At 51.7% G+C, this 18,653-nt stretch carries 19 protein-coding genes and 2 pseudogenes; 10 read left to right on the forward strand and 11 right to left on the reverse strand.

All coding sequences use genetic code 11. The features are described from left to right. Nucleotides 1-29 precede the first annotated feature (29 nt). A complete protein-coding gene (gene mgtA, locus C1N84_RS04775; protein ID WP_262257353.1) occupies nt 30-2,753 on the forward strand; it encodes a magnesium-translocating P-type ATPase in 2,724 nt (907 codons plus the stop codon). A gap of 159 nt (nt 2,754-2,912) precedes the next feature. Continuing rightward, nucleotides 2,913-3,590 (forward strand): SDR family oxidoreductase, encoded by a 678-nt coding sequence (locus C1N84_RS04780; protein ID WP_125310781.1) that lies wholly within the window; start codon nt 2,913-2,915, stop codon nt 3,588-3,590. A gap of 37 nt (nt 3,591-3,627) precedes the next feature. On the opposite strand, the gene C1N84_RS04785 is transcribed toward C1N84_RS04780, so the two are convergent. The 4 genes from C1N84_RS04785 to C1N84_RS04800 all read right to left on the reverse strand — a co-directional run bounded on the left by C1N84_RS04785 (nt 3,628) and on the right by C1N84_RS04800 (nt 6,420). Beyond that, the gene (locus C1N84_RS04785) at nt 3,628-4,284 is read right to left on the reverse strand and encodes an epoxyqueuosine reductase QueH (RefSeq protein WP_031279356.1); all 657 of its coding nucleotides are present in this window, start codon (nt 4,282-4,284) and stop codon (nt 3,628-3,630) included. Between the two features lie 233 nt (nt 4,285-4,517). After that, the gene (locus C1N84_RS04790) at nt 4,518-4,703 is read right to left on the reverse strand and encodes a YegP family protein (protein ID WP_125310779.1); all 186 of its coding nucleotides are present in this window, start codon (nt 4,701-4,703) and stop codon (nt 4,518-4,520) included. A gap of 190 nt (nt 4,704-4,893) precedes the next feature. Continuing rightward, nucleotides 4,894-5,247 (reverse strand): hypothetical protein, encoded by a 354-nt coding sequence (locus tag C1N84_RS04795; protein WP_021506488.1) that lies wholly within the window; start codon nt 5,245-5,247, stop codon nt 4,894-4,896. Between the two features lie 261 nt (nt 5,248-5,508). After that, on the reverse strand, nt 5,509-6,420 hold the full coding sequence (locus tag C1N84_RS04800; RefSeq protein WP_394541843.1) for an AraC family transcriptional regulator: 912 nt from the start codon (nt 6,418-6,420) through the stop codon (nt 5,509-5,511). Between the two features lie 230 nt (nt 6,421-6,650). On the opposite strand from C1N84_RS04800, the gene C1N84_RS04805 reads away from it, so the two are divergent. From C1N84_RS04805 to C1N84_RS04820, 4 genes and pseudogenes are all read left to right on the forward strand, one after another. Then, a complete protein-coding gene (locus C1N84_RS04805; RefSeq protein ID WP_264442145.1) occupies nt 6,651-7,406 on the forward strand; it encodes an SDR family NAD(P)-dependent oxidoreductase in 756 nt (251 codons plus the stop codon). A 68-nt stretch (nt 7,407-7,474) separates the two neighbouring features. Then, nucleotides 7,475-7,903 (forward strand): tautomerase family protein, encoded by a 429-nt coding sequence (locus C1N84_RS04810; RefSeq protein ID WP_264442147.1) that lies wholly within the window; start codon nt 7,475-7,477, stop codon nt 7,901-7,903. Between the two features lie 130 nt (nt 7,904-8,033). Continuing rightward, nucleotides 8,034-8,252, forward strand: a pseudogene (locus tag C1N84_RS04815) (STM2901 family protein); the annotation flags it as partial. Then, nucleotides 8,246-8,545, forward strand: a complete 300-nt coding sequence (locus C1N84_RS04820) for a DUF1493 family protein (RefSeq protein ID WP_262265090.1) — start codon at nt 8,246-8,248, stop codon at nt 8,543-8,545. The pseudogene C1N84_RS04815 and the gene C1N84_RS04820, both read left to right, overlap by 7 nt. Nucleotides 8,546-8,581: 36 nt before the next feature. Here the strand turns inward: C1N84_RS04820 and C1N84_RS04825 are convergent. Continuing rightward, nucleotides 8,582-8,868, reverse strand: a pseudogene (locus C1N84_RS04825) (capsid portal protein); the annotation flags it as partial. 508 nt (nt 8,869-9,376) lie between these two features. Between C1N84_RS04825 and C1N84_RS04830 the strand changes: the two are divergent. Beyond that, the gene (locus C1N84_RS04830) at nt 9,377-10,411 is read left to right on the forward strand and encodes a lysogenic conversion protein (protein WP_394541767.1); all 1,035 of its coding nucleotides are present in this window, start codon (nt 9,377-9,379) and stop codon (nt 10,409-10,411) included. A gap of 127 nt (nt 10,412-10,538) precedes the next feature. On the opposite strand, the gene C1N84_RS04835 is transcribed toward C1N84_RS04830, so the two are convergent. Genes C1N84_RS04835 through C1N84_RS04860 form a run of 6 tightly spaced genes read right to left on the reverse strand, consistent with a single transcriptional unit; the run spans nt 10,539 to nt 14,503 of the window. Continuing rightward, a complete protein-coding gene (locus tag C1N84_RS04835; RefSeq protein WP_394541844.1) occupies nt 10,539-12,854 on the reverse strand; it encodes a primase-helicase zinc-binding domain-containing protein in 2,316 nt (771 codons plus the stop codon). A gap of 14 nt (nt 12,855-12,868) precedes the next feature. Then, nucleotides 12,869-13,210 carry a DUF5375 family protein gene (locus tag C1N84_RS04840; protein ID WP_394541768.1) on the reverse strand — a complete coding sequence of 114 codons (342 nt, stop codon included), beginning with the start codon at nt 13,208-13,210 and terminating at the stop codon, nt 12,869-12,871. Then, on the reverse strand, nt 13,197-13,463 hold the full coding sequence (locus C1N84_RS04845) for a hypothetical protein (protein WP_394541769.1): 267 nt from the start codon (nt 13,461-13,463) through the stop codon (nt 13,197-13,199). Before C1N84_RS04845 ends, C1N84_RS04840 begins: the two co-directional genes overlap by 14 nt. Then, nucleotides 13,460-13,987 carry a host cell division inhibitor Icd-like protein gene (locus tag C1N84_RS04850; RefSeq protein WP_394541770.1) on the reverse strand — a complete coding sequence of 176 codons (528 nt, stop codon included), beginning with the start codon at nt 13,985-13,987 and terminating at the stop codon, nt 13,460-13,462. Before C1N84_RS04850 ends, C1N84_RS04845 begins: the two co-directional genes overlap by 4 nt. 13 nt (nt 13,988-14,000) lie before the next feature. Next, entirely contained in the window at nt 14,001-14,249 is a 249-nt protein-coding gene (locus C1N84_RS04855; protein WP_279768637.1) for a hypothetical protein, read from the reverse strand. Then, nucleotides 14,246-14,503 carry a helix-turn-helix transcriptional regulator gene (locus C1N84_RS04860; RefSeq protein WP_394541771.1) on the reverse strand — a complete coding sequence of 86 codons (258 nt, stop codon included), beginning with the start codon at nt 14,501-14,503 and terminating at the stop codon, nt 14,246-14,248. The genes C1N84_RS04855 and C1N84_RS04860 overlap by 4 nt, the downstream gene beginning before the upstream one ends. A gap of 522 nt (nt 14,504-15,025) precedes the next feature. Here C1N84_RS04860 and C1N84_RS04865 point away from each other — a divergent pair. From C1N84_RS04865 to C1N84_RS04875, 3 genes are all read left to right on the forward strand, one after another. Next, nucleotides 15,026-15,742 carry a hypothetical protein gene (locus tag C1N84_RS04865; protein ID WP_394541772.1) on the forward strand — a complete coding sequence of 239 codons (717 nt, stop codon included), beginning with the start codon at nt 15,026-15,028 and terminating at the stop codon, nt 15,740-15,742. Further along, a complete protein-coding gene (locus C1N84_RS04870) occupies nt 15,739-15,990 on the forward strand; it encodes an ogr/Delta-like zinc finger family protein (protein WP_394541773.1) in 252 nt (83 codons plus the stop codon). The genes C1N84_RS04865 and C1N84_RS04870 overlap by 4 nt, the downstream gene beginning before the upstream one ends. Nucleotides 15,991-16,378: 388 nt before the next feature. After that, the gene (locus tag C1N84_RS04875; protein ID WP_394541774.1) at nt 16,379-18,652 is read left to right on the forward strand and encodes a hypothetical protein; all 2,274 of its coding nucleotides are present in this window, start codon (nt 16,379-16,381) and stop codon (nt 18,650-18,652) included. Nucleotide 18,653 lies beyond the last annotated feature (1 nt).

The raw sequence follows: 18,653 nt of genomic DNA on the forward strand, positions 1-18,653 counted from the left end.
CCGTAAAAAAATAAACGAGGAGTGTCATCATGACTGACATGAAACTCAACCAGGAAAAAAAAGCCTGGAACACCGTGCGTCCGGCACGTCAGAAAACCGCACGCTATCTGATTGAAGACGAAGCCGCTTTTACCGCCGACGAAACGCTGCTGCGCCTGCGCAGCGATGCGCTGGGGCTGGTCGAGCGCGAAGCGGAAGCGCGGCTGCAGATTTATGGTCGCAATCAGGTGGAGCATGATAAAGCGCCACCGGCGCTGGTACAGCTGATCCAGGCTTTTAATAATCCGTTCATCTATGTGCTGCTGGCGCTGGCGCTGGTGAGCTTTTTCACCGACTACTGGATGCCGCTGCGCCATGGCGAGGAGACCGATCTGACCGGTGTCATCATCATTGTGACGATGGTAACGCTCAGCGGTTTGCTGCGCTTCTGGCAGGAGTTTCGCACCAACAAAGCGGCACAGGCGCTGAAATCGATGGTGCGCACTACCGCCACCGTGCTGCGCCGGGAATCGGTACAGCAGGCGCCGCAGAAACAGGAAGTGGACATCACCAGCCTGGTGCCCGGCGACATCATTTATCTCTCGGCGGGCGATCTGGTACCGGCCGATGTGCGGCTGCTCGACTCGCGCGATCTGTTTATCAGCCAGGCGATTCTGACCGGCGAATCGCTGCCGGTGGAGAAATATGACGTCACCGGTCACGTGGCCAGCAAGCAGGCCAGCGCCAGCGACAAAGATGCATCGCTGCTGGAGCTGGGCAGCGTATGCCTGATGGGCACTAATGTCTCCAGCGGCAGCGCCAAAGCGGTTGTGGTGGCGACCGGCGGGGAAACTTACTTCGGCAGCCTGGCGAAATCGATTGTAGGTAACCGCACACAAACCGCTTTCGATCGCGGCGTGAACAGCGTCAGCTGGCTGCTGATTCGTTTCATGCTGGTGATGGTGCCGGTGGTGCTGCTGATTAACGGCCTGACCAAAGGCGACTGGCTGGATGCTGCGCTGTTCGCGCTGGCGGTGGCGGTGGGACTGACGCCGGAAATGCTGCCGATGATTGTCAGCTCGAATCTGGCCAAAGGGGCGATTGCCATGTCGCGCCGTAAAGTGATCGTCAAACGCCTGAACGCGATCCAGAACCTCGGCGCCATGGACATTCTGTGTACCGATAAAACCGGCACGCTGACGCAGGACAACATTATCCTCGAGCACCATCTCGACTGTGCCGGGGTAGAGAACTCGCGCGTTCTGATGCTGAGCTGGCTCAACAGCCATTACCAGAGCGGCACGCCTAACCTGATGGACCGCGCCATCCTGCGTTACGGCAAAGGACGCATCAGCGCGGACATGAGCGACTACTACAGCAAAGTGGATGAGCTGCCGTTTGATTTTGTGCGTCGTCGCGTTTCAGTGGTGGTGCGTGACCGCCGCCTCAACCAGCAGATGCTGATCTGTAAGGGCGCGGTCGAGGAGATGCTGAGCATTGCCAGCGCCGAACGCGAAGGCAAACTGATTCAGCCGCTCAATGAAACCCGTCGTGCGGAGCTGCTGGCGCTGGCGCATCAGTACAATCAACAGGGCTTCCGCGTGCTGCTGGTGGCCAGCCGCGCGCTGGCGGAGCCGGGCCTGCAACAGGCGCTCAGCGTCGCGGATGAGCAGGGACTGACCATTGAAGGGCTGCTGACCTTCCTCGATCCGCCGAAGGAAAGCGCGGCGAAGGCGATTACCGCGCTTAACGAGAACGGCGTAACGGTCAAAGTGCTGACCGGCGATAATCCGGTAGTGACGGCGCGCATCTGCCAGCAGGTGGGCATCGACTGTGGCGAGATCCTCACCGGCGAGGCGATTGCTGCGATGAGCGATGAGCAGCTGGCGCAGGCCGCGGCGCGCAGCTCGGTGTTTGCCAAACTGACGCCGCTGCAGAAGTCACGCATTCTGCGTGCGCTGCAGCAGCAGGGCCACACGGTGGGTTTTCTCGGTGACGGCATCAATGATGCGCCGGCGCTGCGTGACGCCGATGTGGGGATCTCGGTCGACAGCGCGGCGGACATCGCCAAAGAGTCTTCTGACATCATCCTGCTGGAAAAGGATTTAATGGTGCTGGAAGAGGGCGTGATGAAGGGGCGCGAGACGTTCGGCAACATCATCAAGTACCTGAACATGACCGCCAGTTCGAACTTCGGCAATGTGTTCTCAGTGCTGGTGGCGAGCGCGTTCATCCCGTTCCTGCCGATGCTGGCGATTCACCTGCTGATTCAGAACCTGATGTACGATCTGTCACAGCTGGCGCTGCCGTGGGACAAAATGGATCGCGAGTTCCTGCGCAAACCACGCAAATGGGACGCGCGCAACATCAAACGCTTTATGCTGTGGATTGGGCCAACGTCGTCAATTTTTGACATCACCACTTTTGCGCTGATGTGGTACGTGTTCGCGGCGAATACCCCAGCGATGCAGTCACTGTTCCAGTCCGGCTGGTTTGTGGAAGGGCTGCTGTCGCAGACGCTGGTGGTGCACATGCTGCGCACGCGCAAGATTCCGTTTATCCAGAGCCGCGCGGCGCTGCCGGTGCTGCTGACCACCGCCTGCGTAATGATTGCCGGCATTCTGCTGCCGTTCTCGCCGCTCGGCGCGATGGTCGGCCTGGTGCCGCTGCCATGGAGCTATTTCCCGTGGCTGCTGGCCACGCTGCTCGGTTACTGCCTGGTAGCGCAGGGTATGAAAACGCTGTACATCAAGCGCTTTGGCCAGTGGTTCTGAGTGCAGGAGGCGCGATGAAGCAACGCAACCTGGATAAAACGGTGTGCCACCTGCTGATAATTATGGTGGTCATCGTCGTGCTAACGTTAGTGTTCCGGTAAGGACAACAGGGCAGGGTATCCTGCCCTTTTTCGTGGCACACTAACCAGCGAGAGACAGATGAGCCAACAACAGCGAGCATTGATTATTGGGGCGTCAAAGGGCATTGGCCTGGCCGTGGTGCAGCAACTACTGCAGGCGGGCTGGCAGGTGACCGCCACCTACCGTTCCACGGCGGTTTCGTTTCAGCATCCGCAGCTGCAGTGGCTGGCGCTGGATATCACCGATGGCGCGCAGCGTGACGCGCTGGTCCGGCAGCTCGGCGACGCACCCTTTGATTGCATCCTGATTAACGCCGGGATTCTCGGTCCGCACGCATCGCAGCTGCGCGACGTGGACGATGCGCAGCTCAGCGAGCTGTTCTTTACCAATGCGGTGGCGCCGGTGCGCCTGGCGGAGAGCCTGCTGCCGCTGCTGCGCGATAAACAGAGCGTGCTGGGCCTGACCACGTCGCGTCTCGCCAGCCTCAACGAGAACCGTGACGCGGCGATGCCGTTCTACGCAGCCAGCAAAGCGGCGCTGAATATGCTGAGCCGCGCGCTGGCGACGCAGATGCACCAGCAGGGCAGCACCTTGCTGTCACTGCATCCGGGCTGGGTAAAAACGGACATGGGCGGAGAGGGCGCGGATATCAGCGTTACCGAGAGTGCGCAGGGCATGGTCACGCAGCTGCAGCAGTTTAGCGGGCGTGGCGGCCATCATTACGTGGATTACCGCGGCCAGCTGCTGAACTGGTAATGATTAACCTGCTGGTTAGCGCCAGCAGGTTTTTTTCTTACTCATCCGGCGAATAGTACTGCACGCCGATTTCAATGCGTTCGCGACCGCTTGCTACGCGGTGACGGTTGGTATCGCGCAGCGAATAGATGCAGCCGCAATACTCCTGCTGATAGAAGCGCTCGCGCTTGCTGATCTCAATCATGCGCGACGAACCGCCACCTTTACGCCAGTTAAACTCCCAGTAAAGCATATCCGGATAGCGCGCCGCCGCGCGTACGCCGCAGTCGTTGATTTGCTGCATATTCTTCCAGCGCGAAATGCCGAGTGAACTGGTGATCACCGGGAAACCGTGTTCATGCGCGTACAGCGCGGTGCGTTCGAAGCGCATGTCGAAACACATGGTGCAGCGCACGCCGCGCTCCGGCTCCCACTCCATGCCACGCGCGCGCTCAAACCAGTTGTCTTTGTCGTAATCGGCATCAACAAAAGGCACGCCAAACTGCTCGGCAAAGCGGATGTTCTCCTCTTTGCGCAGCTCGTACTCTTTCAGCGGATGGATGTTCGGGTTGTAGAAGAAGATGGTGTAATCGATGCCGGATGCCAGCATCGCTTCCATCACTTCTCCCGAGCAGGGAGCGCAGCAGGAGTGCAGCAGCACTTTATTGTGGCCATTCGGCAAGGGCAGCGGCTGGCGTTGAAATGTATCGGACATAAAGTTAATTAATGGTTAAGGGCGATGCGGCAAGTGTAGGGGCAAAGGCCGGGCGATGCAAAGCGTCGGTGGCGTTTCAGGCAGAGTGCCTGTGGTACTGCGTGGCATCCGCTCGCCGGGGATGCTTAGCGGCGCGATTCATTGCGTAATACATTGCGCCGCTATTTTAGGTTCAGGGCTTATTGTACGGTCAGTGACAACCCTTCTTTCATCACTGCGCAGGCTGCGCGAAGTCAGGTCTCATCGTGAACGGTGGTCGACGCACCGTTCTGCTGCACCGAGCGGATGCCGTTTTCCGCCGCCTGTTTAGAACTGTACATCTCGCTGGTGGCGATGGTTTCGCCGTTGCTGGCTTTAAGCACAAACCAGTATTTCTGCGACAATGCTGTATCACTTTTTCTCAGTACGTAATATCCCATGTGCTTTCTCCTTGTGCCGGCACCCGATGGCCGGTTCGCTTACTATTCGCGCAGCCTGCTTATTAATCAATCACTGATTAGAAATTTGCCCGAATCCAGGAGCGGGATCGCAGCGTTTTGTATCAATCCGGTTGCTGGCAGGCACAAAAAAGGCCGCATCGCGGCCTTTAGGGGATAATAGTTAGCGCTATTACTCAGAGACTTTCTTCTTCAGATCGCTGGCACCTTCTTTGGTTTTATTCCAGCCTTTCTGCGCGCCTTCTTTGGTGGCGTCCCAACCTTTTTCAGTGCCTTCTTTGGTGCTGTTCCAGGCTTTCTGCGAGTTTTCGCTCGCTTTGCTGGTCAGGCTATCGCTTTTGCCTTCGGCAGCATGTTTGGCTTTGAGCTGCTGCTCTTCACCCTGATGCTGCGCCTGATGCAGTTTCTCTTTCGCCGTATTGGCGCCCGCTTTGGCGTCAGCGACGGTTTCATCGGTTGCGTGTGTGGCGGCAAACGCCGTAGAAGTCAGAAGAATGGCGGATAACGCAATAATCGTCTTTTTCATAATATAGTCCCTCATTAAGCATCATAAGTGTTATGAGCGTAGTTAAGAGTGGCACAGAGCGCAACGCAGGGCATTAGGAATAAACTGTAAGTGAATCGTACCGTTTCTGTGGGCATTTCTGGCATAAGTGCGCAGCAGGGAGGACGCTTTCGTAAGCTTTCGTTCGTTACGGCTGACTGAGGTTAAAGCAGTCAGCGTCGTTCGGGTGATCAGATGTCACCCGCCAGGATGTACGTCCCGGCAGCGACAGACTCGAATAATTTATTGCCTTATCGGCTCACCCGACAGGACTGAACGCTCAAGTGCGCGGGTTTCCCGAATATTCCGGGCTGGCGGTGAACCAAACAGCCGTGAATATTCACGGGTAAACTGCGTCACGCTCTCATATCCCACCGCATTAGCAGCAATACCGATCGCTGTCCCTTCCGTCAGCATCAGTCTCCGCGCTTCAAGCAGGCGCAGTTGTTTCTGGAATTGCAGCGGGGTGAGCGTGGTGACATGGCGGAAATGCGTATGAAACACCGAGAGGCTCATACCGGCGGCATCAGCGAGGGTTTTCATGCGCAGCGGTAGCGCATAATTAGCCCGAATGATCGCGACTGCCCGCGCAATCCGCCGGGCATGGCTGTCAGTGCTGCCGAGGGTGCGCAGCGCGCTGCCGTGTCGTCCTGACAATAGCCAGTAATGTAACTCCCGCACCAACTGGCTGCCCAGCACGGCGAGCGCGCGCGGTCTGCGGAGCATGTTCAGTAGACGCAAAGCGGCTTCTGCCACATCTTCTTCGATCTGATCAATGCTTACGGGCAAATCCGTTGCCGCCTCCAGCCCGACCATGTTTGCAATCAGTTCGCTAATCACCGCCGCATCCAGTTCCACGACCAGAGAATAATAAGGGGTGTCGGCACTGGCGCTGATAACCTGACTCACGGTTGGCACGTCCATGGTGATCAGCAGGGATTCCCCCGCGCCAAAATCAAAACGATCGCTGCCCATGGTCACGCGTTTACTGCCTTGCAGCACCATTGCGATTAGCGGTTTAGTGATAGCGAATTGCAACGCGGTAGGCGCGGTCTCGCGCAGAATGAACACCCCATCCACCGGCGTTGCAGCAACGCCCGCTCCGTTGTGGTGTTCATCAGCGTACTGTCTTGCCGCCTGCAGCAAAGCCGCCATCCTCCCGGCAGGGTTCAACTCATCGTCACCTGCAGGGCGTTGCTCATACGAGTGCTCATGCTTTTTCATATTATCAGGCAATAAAATAAAAATTTATGATGCAATTATTCTAGTAAATACGCCATCAAATAAAAATATAAAAATAATCAGGCAATAATTAAAAATTATTGGGCAACTTTGAGAGTCAGCCGATTGCTAGAATCACTCTCCCACTACTGAGGAGATATTTCATGACAACCCTTTCTCTTGTAACTGGCGCCAGCCGGGGTCTTGGCCGTAATACCGCACTGAGCATTGCCCGCCATGGTGGTGATGTCATCGTGACTTATCGTACTGGTAAAGAGGCGGCGGACGCCGTGGTGAATGAAATCCAGGCGCTTGGCCGAAAGGCCGTTGCGCTGCAACTGGACACCAGCAACGTATCGTCCTTCCCGGGTTTTGTCGCCGCCGTGCGCAATATCCTGAAAGGTGACTGGGGACGCGAAACGTTCGACCATCTGATCAACAACGCCGGGCATGGGGAAATGGCCGACTTTAGCGCAACCACGGAAGAGCAGTTTGACGCGTTATTTAACGTACACGTCAAAGGGGTGTTTTTTCTGACGCAGTCGCTGCTGCCGCTGCTGGTCGATGGCGGACGCATCATCAACTTCTCTTCGGGGCTGACCCGCGTGTCGTTCCCGGGGTTCTCGGCCTACTCGGCTGCCAAGGGCGCCGTTGAAATACTCTCCGTGTATATGGCGAAAGAACTGGGCAGCCGCGGCATCACCGTGAATACCGTTGCCCCGGGAGCGATTGAGACCGACTTCCTGGGTGGCGCGGTGCGTGACATCCCCGATTACAACCAGGCGTTTGCTGGCATGACCGCGCTGGGTCGCGTGGGCCTGCCTGATGACATCGGTCCGATGATTGCCAGCCTGCTGGGCCCTGACAACCGCTGGGTCACCGGTCAGCGCATTGAAGTTTCCGGTGGGCAGTCAATTTAATTGCCCGATGATGGATTCCGCCCGGTGCGGAATCCATCCTGTTCCCCTGATGCAATGAGAGGTATTTGATGCCTAAAATGATCATTCATGCGCCAGCAGGCACTTTTGATGCGGCTGAACGTCAACAGGTTGCCAGAGATCTGACGCAGTTAGGACTTGATTGCGAGGCGCTGCCAGATTCCCCGCTGGTTCGTAGTACGGTCTGGACCTACTTTGCCGAATACTCTTCTGATGCCGTTTTTATGGGAGACAAACCCGCATGGTTGCCGGTTGTGTCCCTCCAGATATATGTCATCAAAGGTGGCCTGGATGAGGGTGCAAAGAAGAAGCTGATTAAGGGAGCAACCGCAATTCTGGATCGCCGTCCGTCAGGCACTTCTGTCGCTCCTGTCTATGTGGTGATACAGGAAATTGAAGAAGCCAACTGGGGCATATTCGGTCAGCAGGCCGATCTGGCAGCGCTTCGCGCCAGCGATGAAAATGCTGCGGCGATTTGAATGAAATGTTTTTGATAGATGAGCCGGGAAAGTCTCAGAGAATGGCGTGAATATTATAGTGAGTGTCGCTCACACTCCCCGCTGAATTATCTGACACCCTATGGAATTGCAGCGGGCTGGAGAAGGGATTAGGTTGCTGCAAAAATACAGACTGCCTCCCCCGCTGCCAACTATAGTTGGAAACCCGTTTAACATGAAAATTATAATGACTCATAAGACAGGCACCTTTGCTGGCAGGACCGTGCCAGTTATTGGCTGGGCTGTAATGGCGTCAGACGTAGGGGTTATAGGCTGGGAGTCGATGAACCGTTACAACACGATAGTCCAGGCGGAGGATAAAATCTGGTGATGGATGATACTGAAAAGGCGATATTCGCACTGGTTGAAGAATATAACGGTTACTGTTTCTGGCTGCGTAAGCGTTTTCCACTGACACATACAACGGATTTGAACAAAGATTTCAGGATGGCGCCGGAAGACGCCGCTGAGCTGCTGGAAACATTCGCGGAGCGATTTTCTCTCAACCCGAAAGAAATAAATTTCGGGCGTTATTTCCCGGCAGATAATGGTAAGGCGGAAAAACCGCTCACCATTCAGCTGCTAATTGATTCTGCGCGCGCCGGTCACTGGACTGATAAATAAAAGGTATCCGTAGGCACTCAATCCTGCCGCTGTGAATTAGCTGCCATCTTTCAGATCGAGGTTGTAAGGCGCAAACCTTACAACCTCATCACCAAGCCAGTCGTTTAACCCCTCAACGCGTCTTTGCGGCGGCATCAGTTCGTTGCGCACAAACACGTGGCTGATCTTTTCAACGTCACCGAATCCGCCGGTGTTATTCGGGATAATCCTCAGCATCTGCGGCGGTACACGGCCATCATGTCGTCGCGGCTGACGTTATCGATGTTCAGAAACTTATCTTTGGCCGCCACCTCTGACAGCGGGATGATCTGAATCCCGTCTCTCATCTTTTGTTTGGGCTGGCGGAGTCTGAACAAAGCTCGCAAGCACTTGTATTTAGGTGTTTTTATCTAATTCAACTTTTTACCGTGTACCTAAACGTGTACCAATTATTGGATCTCATACCCCGTAACCGCTTTGCCAGGATAACCAACGACCAGCCTAAAATCCAAATAAAATGATTTTTAAATAAAGTATTCACACTGTTCACTTTCTGTTTTTTTATAATAAATTCATTATGTTAGATAGTGAATGGTTTTAGGCGAATGTTCACGAGTGTACACTAGGAATGATCACTTTCACCCGAATGAATAAAAATTAGCCTAATCCATTTAAATTGGCGCTATGTTATCAGGTACTGCATGCTAGTAGCCTATAGGCTCGTTGTCTTCTTAAACATCTAGAATGGTATTTTGGTCAGTTTTGTGCAAAGAAATTATTACATAGACTATAGCTAAAAGTGGCTTAGTAAAATAAAATGCATAAATATTAATTTATTAGAGCGCCGGGATTATGATTGAACCATTTGGCTGGGATAAATGGAACCAAGTATATCTTCATAAAAAAAACAAGAAACGAGCTTCTCTTGAAAGATATGGACTGAGAAATCTTCACTCTGTTGCCAGTTTAGACTTTATTGTGTCGAAAGTTCATGAGACATATTCAAAGAAAAGTGAAAATGTAAGTGTTAATGCCAAATCTGTTTGGGTTGATGGAACTCCACAAGCAAAGTTCATGACCGGGGATGGGTTGACTTTAAATTGTGAATTAGCAGATCTTTTGTTAATTGTTCATGAGATTGACGAAAATAATACGACTAAAAATTTCCGTGGTGTTTTGTTGCAGGCTAAATGCTCTGAGAGACATAATATACTTCCTAATGGTCTATCGACAGATAAAGAAAGAAAGCTGTTAGAATCAATTGATCGCAATCAACCCTTAACCTTGTATCCTGGGACAAGAGCATATGGTCAAAAAATAGGAGAATATATTTTAGGGGGAAGTAGCTTTGGTCTATCAGACTGTACGAAATATCTAATGATGCCGAAGTATGAGAAATGGAATTATAAGACATCATTTGACGTAAGCCCTTATGTTACTGGCTGGCCGCAAACGATTTCTTCAAAAAATTTAATTGATACCGTGAATTACTTAGATTCAATAATTTCAGGAATGATCTTTTCGAAAAGTATGGGTAAGGAGATAAAGTTAGCAAATTGTAATAGCATAGACATTCACTGTGCTTGGTCAAAAATGATATATGATTTGCTGAATTGTTATTTGCCGATAACTATGAAAGGCTATGGTTGTCAACGAAGGGTTTATAAATCAAGTTTATCTGGCGGCACTCGGCTTGGACAGTTAACCTTAATTCAGGATGAGTACTTTGACTCCATTAATAGACATGGAGTGTCAGAGCTTCTAAATGGGAAAGATAGGTTTTTATACCAAACAACTTTAAATATGATGTGTGATTTTACCGGCCCTGTTATATCAACTATATTTATTGAGATCAAGAAGAGTGAAGAGGGTAAACTAATAACTTGATTTTTATCCTTGAAGGATAAGTCTATTCTGTGCTCATAGTTGACTGTGGCTACCATAAATAATGATATCAATTTGTTCAGCGTTAAATAAACAAACCGGCCTGAGCCGGTTTGAGTGAAGCGACGATTTACTGACTGCATGCGGGCAACCAATCTGCCTCGCTGTCTTCATGTAGCGTGAGATTAGTTTGTATGCCGTTATTCGTCCGGCGCTTGAGCAGTACGCGCTCGTACTCTTTCAGAGTCTGTGGCACCGCCTGGCCGAAAGCCGTTAGGCTGAGCGGGTGCTGATGGCCGCGCGATTCCATAAATGACAGATACGCATGATAGAGATAGCGCTTCGGGTTTATCGGGCGAATATTGGCGTTACCGATGAACAGCCCGTTTGGTGTGCTAAGCGGCATCAGATAGCCACAGAAATCGACCAGTGGATCGGCCTGTCGTTTTACCTCCAGCGCTTCGCCGGATGACTGCTGCGCCTGTAGCAGCTCGCGGGCTTCATCAGGCGACGCGAAGCGCTGCATCAGGTGACGAACAATTACGGCCAGTTCGGTGCTGATTTTATCCAGTAGCTGAGCATCGCGCTCTTTTGCCGGTATCACTTCCGGGAACGTCAGGATTACCCGGCGACGTGACACGCCGCCGCTGCGATCGCTGAAGCGCATAGGATTGTTATTCACCGCCAGAATCACCGCCGGGATGTGCGTTGAATAGGCGTCACGGTATTTCGGGTCGATTGCAACGGCATCGCCGCCAGTGATCGCCTTGATGCCCGCGCCGTCGCCGCTCCATTTCTCCTGGTCTGGCAGGATAATCAGAGAGAAACCCACCACGCTGGCGCGCTCGCGGGAAGATTCCAGCGTGTCGATAGTGGCTGACGTAGTATTGTCTTTTCCGGCAAGCAGAGTGGCTATCGAGGCCATGATGCTTTTACCGCTGCCGCCGGGGCCGGTGACTTCGAGAAACATCTGCCAGTCATAGCGGTTTGCCAGCACCATAAATAACGCCGCGAGAATGCGCTCCTGCTTGTCGTGATTATGCCCGGCGGCCCGCGTTAACCAGCTCCAGAAGGCCGGGGCGTGGTCTGCAAGGTTTTCACCCGGACGCGCGGTGGTGTAGTCCACACTATTGACGGTGCGCAGCCAGTGCTCGCGGCGATGCGGGCTGAACGTGCCAGAGGCAGTATCAAACACGCCGTTGCGGAAGCCAATCAGGCGGCGGGACGGTTCACCCATCTGTGGCACCATCAGCTTGAGCGTGTCCAGCACGCTGCCGATACCGGCGGCCGAGAACGGTGCGCGTACTTTCTGAAACAGCGCGGCGATTTCCCGGCGCAGCGTCTTCGCCTCCATCACCTGCCATGCGCCGTTCTCATAGCGGCAGATTTCCTCCCCGACCGGCGGAACGGCCAGCGCCTCTCCGTAATGGGCGACCAGCAACTCGGCTTTCTGGCTGGCGCTCATGGCCTTCAGGTCAGCCTCGCTGACGGATTCAAACGGGCTGAGCGGCTGCGGCTGCGTAAAGCCGGTGAGCTGTGCCTGCGTGGCGATATCACCGTGCATTTGCCACACGTCGTTCCAGTCACCCGCAACTGGCGGCAGGGCGGCTTTACCACCACAGGCTTTCGCCGCTTCTTCTGCCTTTAACTGGCCGGTGCCGTTGTCGTCACGGTCGGCGGCAATCATCATCAGCGCACCGGGGTATGACTCACGCAGCCGCTTTGCCAGCGCGGGCAGGTTGTTGGCGCTCAGCGCCACGTATACCGCCTGCCCGGTCAGCCGGTGCACGGTCAGGCCGGTGGCATATCCTTCAGTGAGCCACAGCGTTTTGCCATCCGGCTCGCCTGCCAGCCAGTACGTGCCTTTAACCTGCCCGCCGGGAAGGGTGCGCTTGTCGCCTGCGGCACTGATGAGCTGCACGTTCACGGCGGTGCCGTCTTCGCCGGTCAGTGGGATGAGCACATCCCCGGCGGCAAAGCGGATGCCACCACAGCGCAGCGCATCAGTAAGCGTGAGTGCATGCGTACCGTGCAGCCCTTTCGATGAAAGGTAGGCGTTGTCCGTGCGGCTGATGGCGGCGGCGATAAGTGCCTGCGCCCGTGCTGCGGCGTCTGCCTGCGCGCGGCTTTTGTCTGCGGCTTCATCATGCATAACCGGGGCCGACTCCGGCAGCGTGCCTAGCATTCCGGCCACCTTCATGGCGGCCTCTTTAGCGCTGATACTTAGCGCCTTTTCCACCAGGTTAAGGCCGTCACCGGCCCCGCACTGGTTACAGAGCCACGTTCCGCGCCCGTCCTGATTGTCAAAACGGAAGCGGTCTTTACCGCCGCAGGCAGGGCAGGCAACGTGTCGCCCCCCGACGTGCACGCTGATGCCGAGTGCGGGCAGAAGCTGCGGCCAGAATCCGGTGGCCGCCTTTACGGTGTCAGAGACGATATGTTTCATCTGCATGTTCTCCCTCAGTGCAGCGTGATGCGGCTGGCGGTCGCAAGCTGGCTGCGGAACAGCTCATCCATCATGGTGACGCCGAGCTGCGTCAGGCGCGGCGGCGCGGTCAGCAAATCAGCCTCGACCATATCGCCCAGCATGGTGCAGGCCATCTCCATGCCCGCATCAGGACCGTGGCGTCGCACATAGAAGCCTTCCAGCTCAAGGGCAATGGTCATCTGAAGCTCATCGAGCGTCGCTGACACGGTGATGCCGAGGCTTTTGCAGGCATTCAGGTAGCCCTGCGCCAGCGCGCGGCGGTAAACGGCGGTGCGTACCTCTACGGGCAGGCAGGAGTGATTAGCGGTCATCATGGCGGGCCTCCGTGGCTAACATCCGGGATTCACAGGTTTCAACGACTTTACCGAGCTGGTCGGTGAGCAGGGCGACGACCGAGGCCAGCGCCGCGCCGTCCGGCACGGATCCGCGCGCACTCAGGCAGTTCACCGAGTCGAACATATCGAGCACGGTCACGCCGACCGTGTGCGCGTGCAGCAGACGCAGATAGTCAGCGTGGGGAATGGGGTAGGTGTCATGGTTATTCAGGTGTTGAGAAAGAGTGTTCATGCCGCCACCGCCTTAACCGGCAGACGACCGGCAAAGGACAGCACGTAATCGCGGGCGAGGCTGGCGCGGGCGCTGCGCTCATCGCCTGCTACAGTACGCAGCATACAGGGACGAGCGGCGGCATCAGTGCGGCGCACGGCGGCAAAAATAAAGGTGAATTCGGGGTGAGCGGCAGTAAGGGCCGTTGTCATGAGGACAATCTCCAATAAGTAGCGGTTATTGCTACCACCGGAGTTCCTACGCTCATGGGTGGTAGCCCAGACGGGGGTAGGAATACCGGCCTTATTGGAAACCGGCCAGCCCGAAGGCTGCCCCGCCTGAGCCACCATTATTTTGACGACGCAACGGAATAAGAACCGCTGCGCTGAAAAATGGCGCACTGAGGCAACGACGTAAAAAAACACGCATGGCGCGTGTTGTGTCGCCAATAAGTAACACGGGTTCCTACGCCCGGCTGCCGATTTTGCGGCAGCACGAAAACTGTATAACGGCCGCTCGCCAGAGAAAAGCCTTTTTTTAAACATCGGGGTTATTTCCTCAGCAACCGGTCAGGACGTGATCGGATTGCGGCGGATTTGATCGGAATTCCCGGTTCTCTTTTTTCGCCCGCTGCCTGGCAGGCTTCGCTTTTTTACTCATAACGGAGATGTGACCGTGCATTCCGCTGGTAAAGGCCAGTGCGGTTGCTGGTCTGCAGCTAAGGGCTGCCGTCAGGCTTTGTGCGACAAAGGCGACTTCTTCGCGGGTGAGCGGAAAGGTTTTTGTGCCGAAATTCAGCATAATCATGCTGCACCCCCGGCGCGCTGTGCAATGCGGGCCTGCATCCAGCCGTCAATCTCTGACGCCAGCCAGGCGACGTTTTTACCGCCGAGGGAAATCTGTGAGGGGAACTGCTCCCGACTGATCAAGTCGTAAATGGTCGAGCGTGATAGGCCGCAGGTGCTAATGACTTCCGGCAGGCGCATAAAGCGGTCGCGCGGGTAAACGGCATTGCGGATTACGGGAATGGCAGGGGCTGGTACGGATGAAACTGCGTGCATGGTGTTACCTCATTATGAGTCCGGCCGGTGCTGTCCGGTTCCGGTGGTGTCTTCAGGTAACCCCCTATTCTGGTTATATTTCTGGTGAAGTAAACAACCCCATGATTGCTGAAAAATGAGCAAAAAGCACTTCTCTTACCTCCTGTTTGCCTTTGTTTGCCAACGTTTGCCAGCGTTTGCCTTTTAAGAGCTTTCAGCGATTAAAAATCTTTTATTAATAGAATTAAAATCTGAAGAGGCTCGCCAGAAAAAAAGCTCTTATCTGAGGTTGCGTGAAGACGCGTGAATACTGAGTGAAGACTTAATTTTAAAGTGTTCACTGCCTTAGCTACTGTATTTACTATCTTTTTTATCTCAGTGAATACCAGTGAACAGTTATATAAGAAATATCATCAGTTAAGGAGCCACCCCCCCACGGGTTAAGCCCTTGTCTGTTCATAGACAGGCGGAAAGCAATGAAATGCGCTGTCCTGTGGTACACGACAGAATGGCCTCATCCTTTACAGACGATGAGAGACCACCATGACCACTCCGGAACAGAAACCCACTTCACTGGAACGCTTCGAGAAAGCCCGCGCTGAACATACCGAAAGGATGAAAGCCTATAACGGCATCTGCGCCGATATTGCCCGCTGTGAAAAAGAGCAGCAGGCGGCCATCGAGGCAGGGAAAGAAGCGGAGAGTAACTGGCGCACGAGCTTTCGCAACCTGCGAGGCAACCTTACTGACGAGCTGCGCGCCAAACATTCTCAGCGCATCGCCAGCCGGGAACTAGCCGATGAGTTCGGCGGGCTGCTGAAAGAGCTGGCGCTGGATAAGCAGGAGGCGATGCTGAAATGCTGCCGCAGTGGCAAAGAGTACGTGGAATCACACCGCGAGGCGTTTACCGGGTTTGCGGATTCGCACTGGCAGTCAGCCCTGCGTAACGTGAGCCCGTCGCTGCTGTGGGCCATTAAGCTGCGTATCCGCCGTGAAGAAATTTCCCCGACGTTTGCCGGTGACGACCGGGACCGGATCAAGGACGTGGCTTATCTGGTTGGTGAAGCACTGACGCAGGCGGCTGCGGCCCTGCCGGACAGCGTGATGAAAGAGGCACCGCTACTGGAGAATATTGGTCTGTATCGCCCGCCGCTGACGGGTATTGATATGGAGCTTTATCGCCATCCTATGCGCCGCCAGAAGCTGGCTGAATCAATCCGAATGCAGCGTGCAAAACTTCAGGAGGGCAGCCAGAAATGATGCACTGTCCTTACTGCAAAAGTGCGGCACACACCAAATCGAGCCGCTATATGTCCGAACAGGTGAAAGAGCGTTATCACCAGTGCACTAACCTGGACTGCTCCTGTACTTTCAAGACGAATGAGAGCATCACAAAAGTGATTACCGCACCGCCACAGCCGGAAAAAATACCGGTACCATCACCGGAACCAGCGAGAGAACGCCAGACGCTGGGCCGTTATGGCTCAGCATTCCGCCAGGTTCATTAATGCCGCACAGCCGCTGCCCAACCAGCGGCTTTTTTGTGTCTATGCTTTGTCTTTCTGATGCCCTTTTTTTGGCCAGCCGCTCTGTAAAGAGCAGTGCATGCATAGCGTGCATGGATCTGCATGCAAAATCATGTACCGCTTTCTCCCATTCAGGCCATAACGGCCGCGGCTCTGCAGCATCATGCACCTGCATGAAAAGCGATGCAAAAAGCGGGCAGGCGTGGCGGGGATAGCATTGCGCGCTGGATATTTATTGGCTTTCTAAATTGTAGAGTGTGTAACATACAGCATTAATAAGCATCATTATCATATTCATGATACGTTTCATAGATGAAAATGAAATTTTTGTGGTCAGGATTTAATTATATTTCTTTAAAGGAGTTGTAAGGTGAAGAATGAATTTAGTAAAAAATTGATTAATAGAAAAAAGTTTAAAATAAAGGGTCAAAGTGATTTGACTGAGATTGTAAGCCCTTTTGAAAGTATGAGCAGAGAGCAAATAAAAAAGATGGCGGGTGCATCTTTTTTAGATGCTAAAGAGAAATTGCCACTATTAAAAAATGATCTATTTGATTTAATTAAAAAGGTGAATCCTATCCATTTGCTAGCAGGTTTTGTTACAAGCTCTGTTTCTCCTGTGGATGAGAAAAAAGGAGTATCTATAAAAGATAGTGAAATTGAAATTCCCCAATTCTACATTGAGTATATACAAGCGCTTTTCTTAACATTACCGAATGATGAATTTAATACGAAAGCAAAAACAACTGATGAAGATTTTATTAGTATTAAAAAAAGTTTGGACTATATCTTTTCAGCAAATATGTTGGCGAGGTTTGATGGCGGGACTGAACTTGAGACTGATGAAGAAAAAAGCGCATTTCTAATGCGGAGTTTAATGCAGGGACAGACTACATCGGTTAGAAACTGGGGGTACTATACTCAGGTAAAGAAAATTTCTTTAGAGCTTTACAGGCATTTTAATGATGGTCTAAAAGAGAATTTTGGTTTTAGTGTGGATAATGTTATTAAATTTTTTGAATTCCTTATGGAAGCTATAGAATTTAGAATAAATGAAAGGATTTCAAAATTACAGATATATTATAAACTTGATAAAGTAAGTTTGCGTAAAGCAGTGTTGGATGAAACTAATGAAGGTGAGTTTCTGGAACGTATGGAGTGTGGGGTTCACGATGCAGACAAAGAAACTTTAATTTATTATTTATTCATTAAATTAATGAATTGCGATGAGTCATTGTTTGTTTTTGATGACTTAGGTATATCATCTAGCACTTCTATTTCTGTAGATGAGGTTAGGAGTATACAAACTTATTTTTCTCTTGAGAAAGGGCAACTGAAAGATCTTAATAGAGATTATTTAACTCTTGATAATCCAGTTTGGTATAAGCCTCTTATAAATAAAGGGCCAGCGGAAATTTATTGCTTTATTCCTCAAGTGTTCTTTAGCTTTATCATTCCTATATTTGATGATCTTATCTCCACTTTTTCTGACGTAGCTTTATCAGATAGAAAAGGTGCCTATTTAGAAGATAAGATCAATGAGGTTGTTAGAACAAAATTTGATGATGCAGTAATATACAATGGATTGAAGTGGACACAGGATGAGCAGGTATATGAGACTGATATTTTGACACTTATAGATTCATTTGCCATTATTTTTGAAGCTAAATCAGGAAAAATATCTAAACCAGCACTGCGCGGGGCCCCAGAGCGATTAAAAAAACATATTAATGAATTAATCATTAGCCCGTGTATACAGTCACAAAGATTGAAAGATAGAATGATTTTTTTAAATAAAAATTTGGATGTCGAAGATGATATTACAAAGCAATTAGGCGATGGTTTAAGAAAAATAAAGAAAATTATCCGTATTTCGGTTTCATTAGAAAGTTTTGGTGCGATGCAATCACATATGCAAAAGATAAAGGATTGTGGATGGTTTACAGATGATTTTGAGTCTTGTCCATCTATGTGCTTAGCTGACTTTGAAACTGTTGTTGATATACTGGAGAAACCTTCATTTATTTTGCATTATATTTCCTCGCGTCAACGTATAGAGAATGAATATGATTATTTTGGTGATGAGCTGGATTTATTAGGAACCTACCTAGAGACTCTTTTTTGCTTAGAGGGATCAGGTGAAAAATATAATTTAATATTGACTGCTATGTCACAAAAAATAGATGATTATTATATTTCTTTAGAGAATGGAGTAAAAATAACAAAACCAAAACCAAGATTGAGAAAAATTTTCATGGATATTATTACACAGCTTGAAGCGAGGAAGACGTATAGATGGTTAGAACTGTCATTGTTACTAAATAATATACATCCAAATGAGCAGTCAGTGATTTATGATATGATAAATGAAATGAAGAGAAACGTTAGGAGAAGTTGGAAGGTTCCCGGCCATGTAAATTCAGTTATCTATTCATCTGGAATTTTTGAAGACTATGGTTTTTGTTATTTCGCTTACTGTGACGAAAATAAAAAAGACGCAACATCTTTTTCTGAAGGATGTGCTAATGAGCTTATAGATGTTCAGGGGAGGAAGCTCTGTTTGGTTGTGGGTAAGAATTTAGATGACCATGATGTAGCTTATAATAAATTGGCTCTCTATGGAGATTCCTCTTTATTTTTTTAAT

It is taken from the genome of Pantoea sp. SGAir0418, from assembly GCF_043529865.1.

What these genes read in the sequence shown, in the direction of transcription:
- mgtA (WP_262257353.1), top strand. Translation starts at nt 30, where the DNA reads ATGACTGACATGAAACTCAACCAGGAAAAAAAAGCCTGGAACACCGTG.
- C1N84_RS04780 (WP_125310781.1), top strand. Translation starts at nt 2,913, where the DNA reads ATGAGCCAACAACAGCGAGCATTGATTATTGGGGCGTCAAAGGGCATT.
- C1N84_RS04785 (WP_031279356.1), bottom strand. Translation starts at nt 4,284, where the DNA reads ATGTCCGATACATTTCAACGCCAGCCGCTGCCCTTGCCGAATGGCCAC.
- C1N84_RS04790 (WP_125310779.1), bottom strand. Translation starts at nt 4,703, where the DNA reads ATGGGATATTACGTACTGAGAAAAAGTGATACAGCATTGTCGCAGAAA.
- C1N84_RS04795 (WP_021506488.1), bottom strand. Translation starts at nt 5,247, where the DNA reads ATGAAAAAGACGATTATTGCGTTATCCGCCATTCTTCTGACTTCTACG.
- C1N84_RS04800 (WP_394541843.1), bottom strand. Translation starts at nt 6,420, where the DNA reads ATGGCGGCTTTGCTGCAGGCGGCAAGACAGTACGCTGATGAACACCAC.
- C1N84_RS04805 (WP_264442145.1), top strand. Translation starts at nt 6,651, where the DNA reads ATGACAACCCTTTCTCTTGTAACTGGCGCCAGCCGGGGTCTTGGCCGT.
- C1N84_RS04810 (WP_264442147.1), top strand. Translation starts at nt 7,475, where the DNA reads ATGCCTAAAATGATCATTCATGCGCCAGCAGGCACTTTTGATGCGGCT.
- C1N84_RS04830 (WP_394541767.1), top strand. Translation starts at nt 9,377, where the DNA reads ATGATTGAACCATTTGGCTGGGATAAATGGAACCAAGTATATCTTCAT.
- C1N84_RS04835 (WP_394541844.1), bottom strand. Translation starts at nt 12,854, where the DNA reads ATGAAACATATCGTCTCTGACACCGTAAAGGCGGCCACCGGATTCTGG.
- C1N84_RS04840 (WP_394541768.1), bottom strand. Translation starts at nt 13,210, where the DNA reads ATGATGACCGCTAATCACTCCTGCCTGCCCGTAGAGGTACGCACCGCC.
- C1N84_RS04845 (WP_394541769.1), bottom strand. Translation starts at nt 13,463, where the DNA reads ATGAACACTCTTTCTCAACACCTGAATAACCATGACACCTACCCCATT.
- C1N84_RS04850 (WP_394541770.1), bottom strand. Translation starts at nt 13,987, where the DNA reads ATGTTTAAAAAAAGGCTTTTCTCTGGCGAGCGGCCGTTATACAGTTTT.
- C1N84_RS04855 (WP_279768637.1), bottom strand. Translation starts at nt 14,249, where the DNA reads ATGATTATGCTGAATTTCGGCACAAAAACCTTTCCGCTCACCCGCGAA.
- C1N84_RS04860 (WP_394541771.1), bottom strand. Translation starts at nt 14,503, where the DNA reads ATGCACGCAGTTTCATCCGTACCAGCCCCTGCCATTCCCGTAATCCGC.
- C1N84_RS04865 (WP_394541772.1), top strand. Translation starts at nt 15,026, where the DNA reads ATGACCACTCCGGAACAGAAACCCACTTCACTGGAACGCTTCGAGAAA.
- C1N84_RS04870 (WP_394541773.1), top strand. Translation starts at nt 15,739, where the DNA reads ATGATGCACTGTCCTTACTGCAAAAGTGCGGCACACACCAAATCGAGC.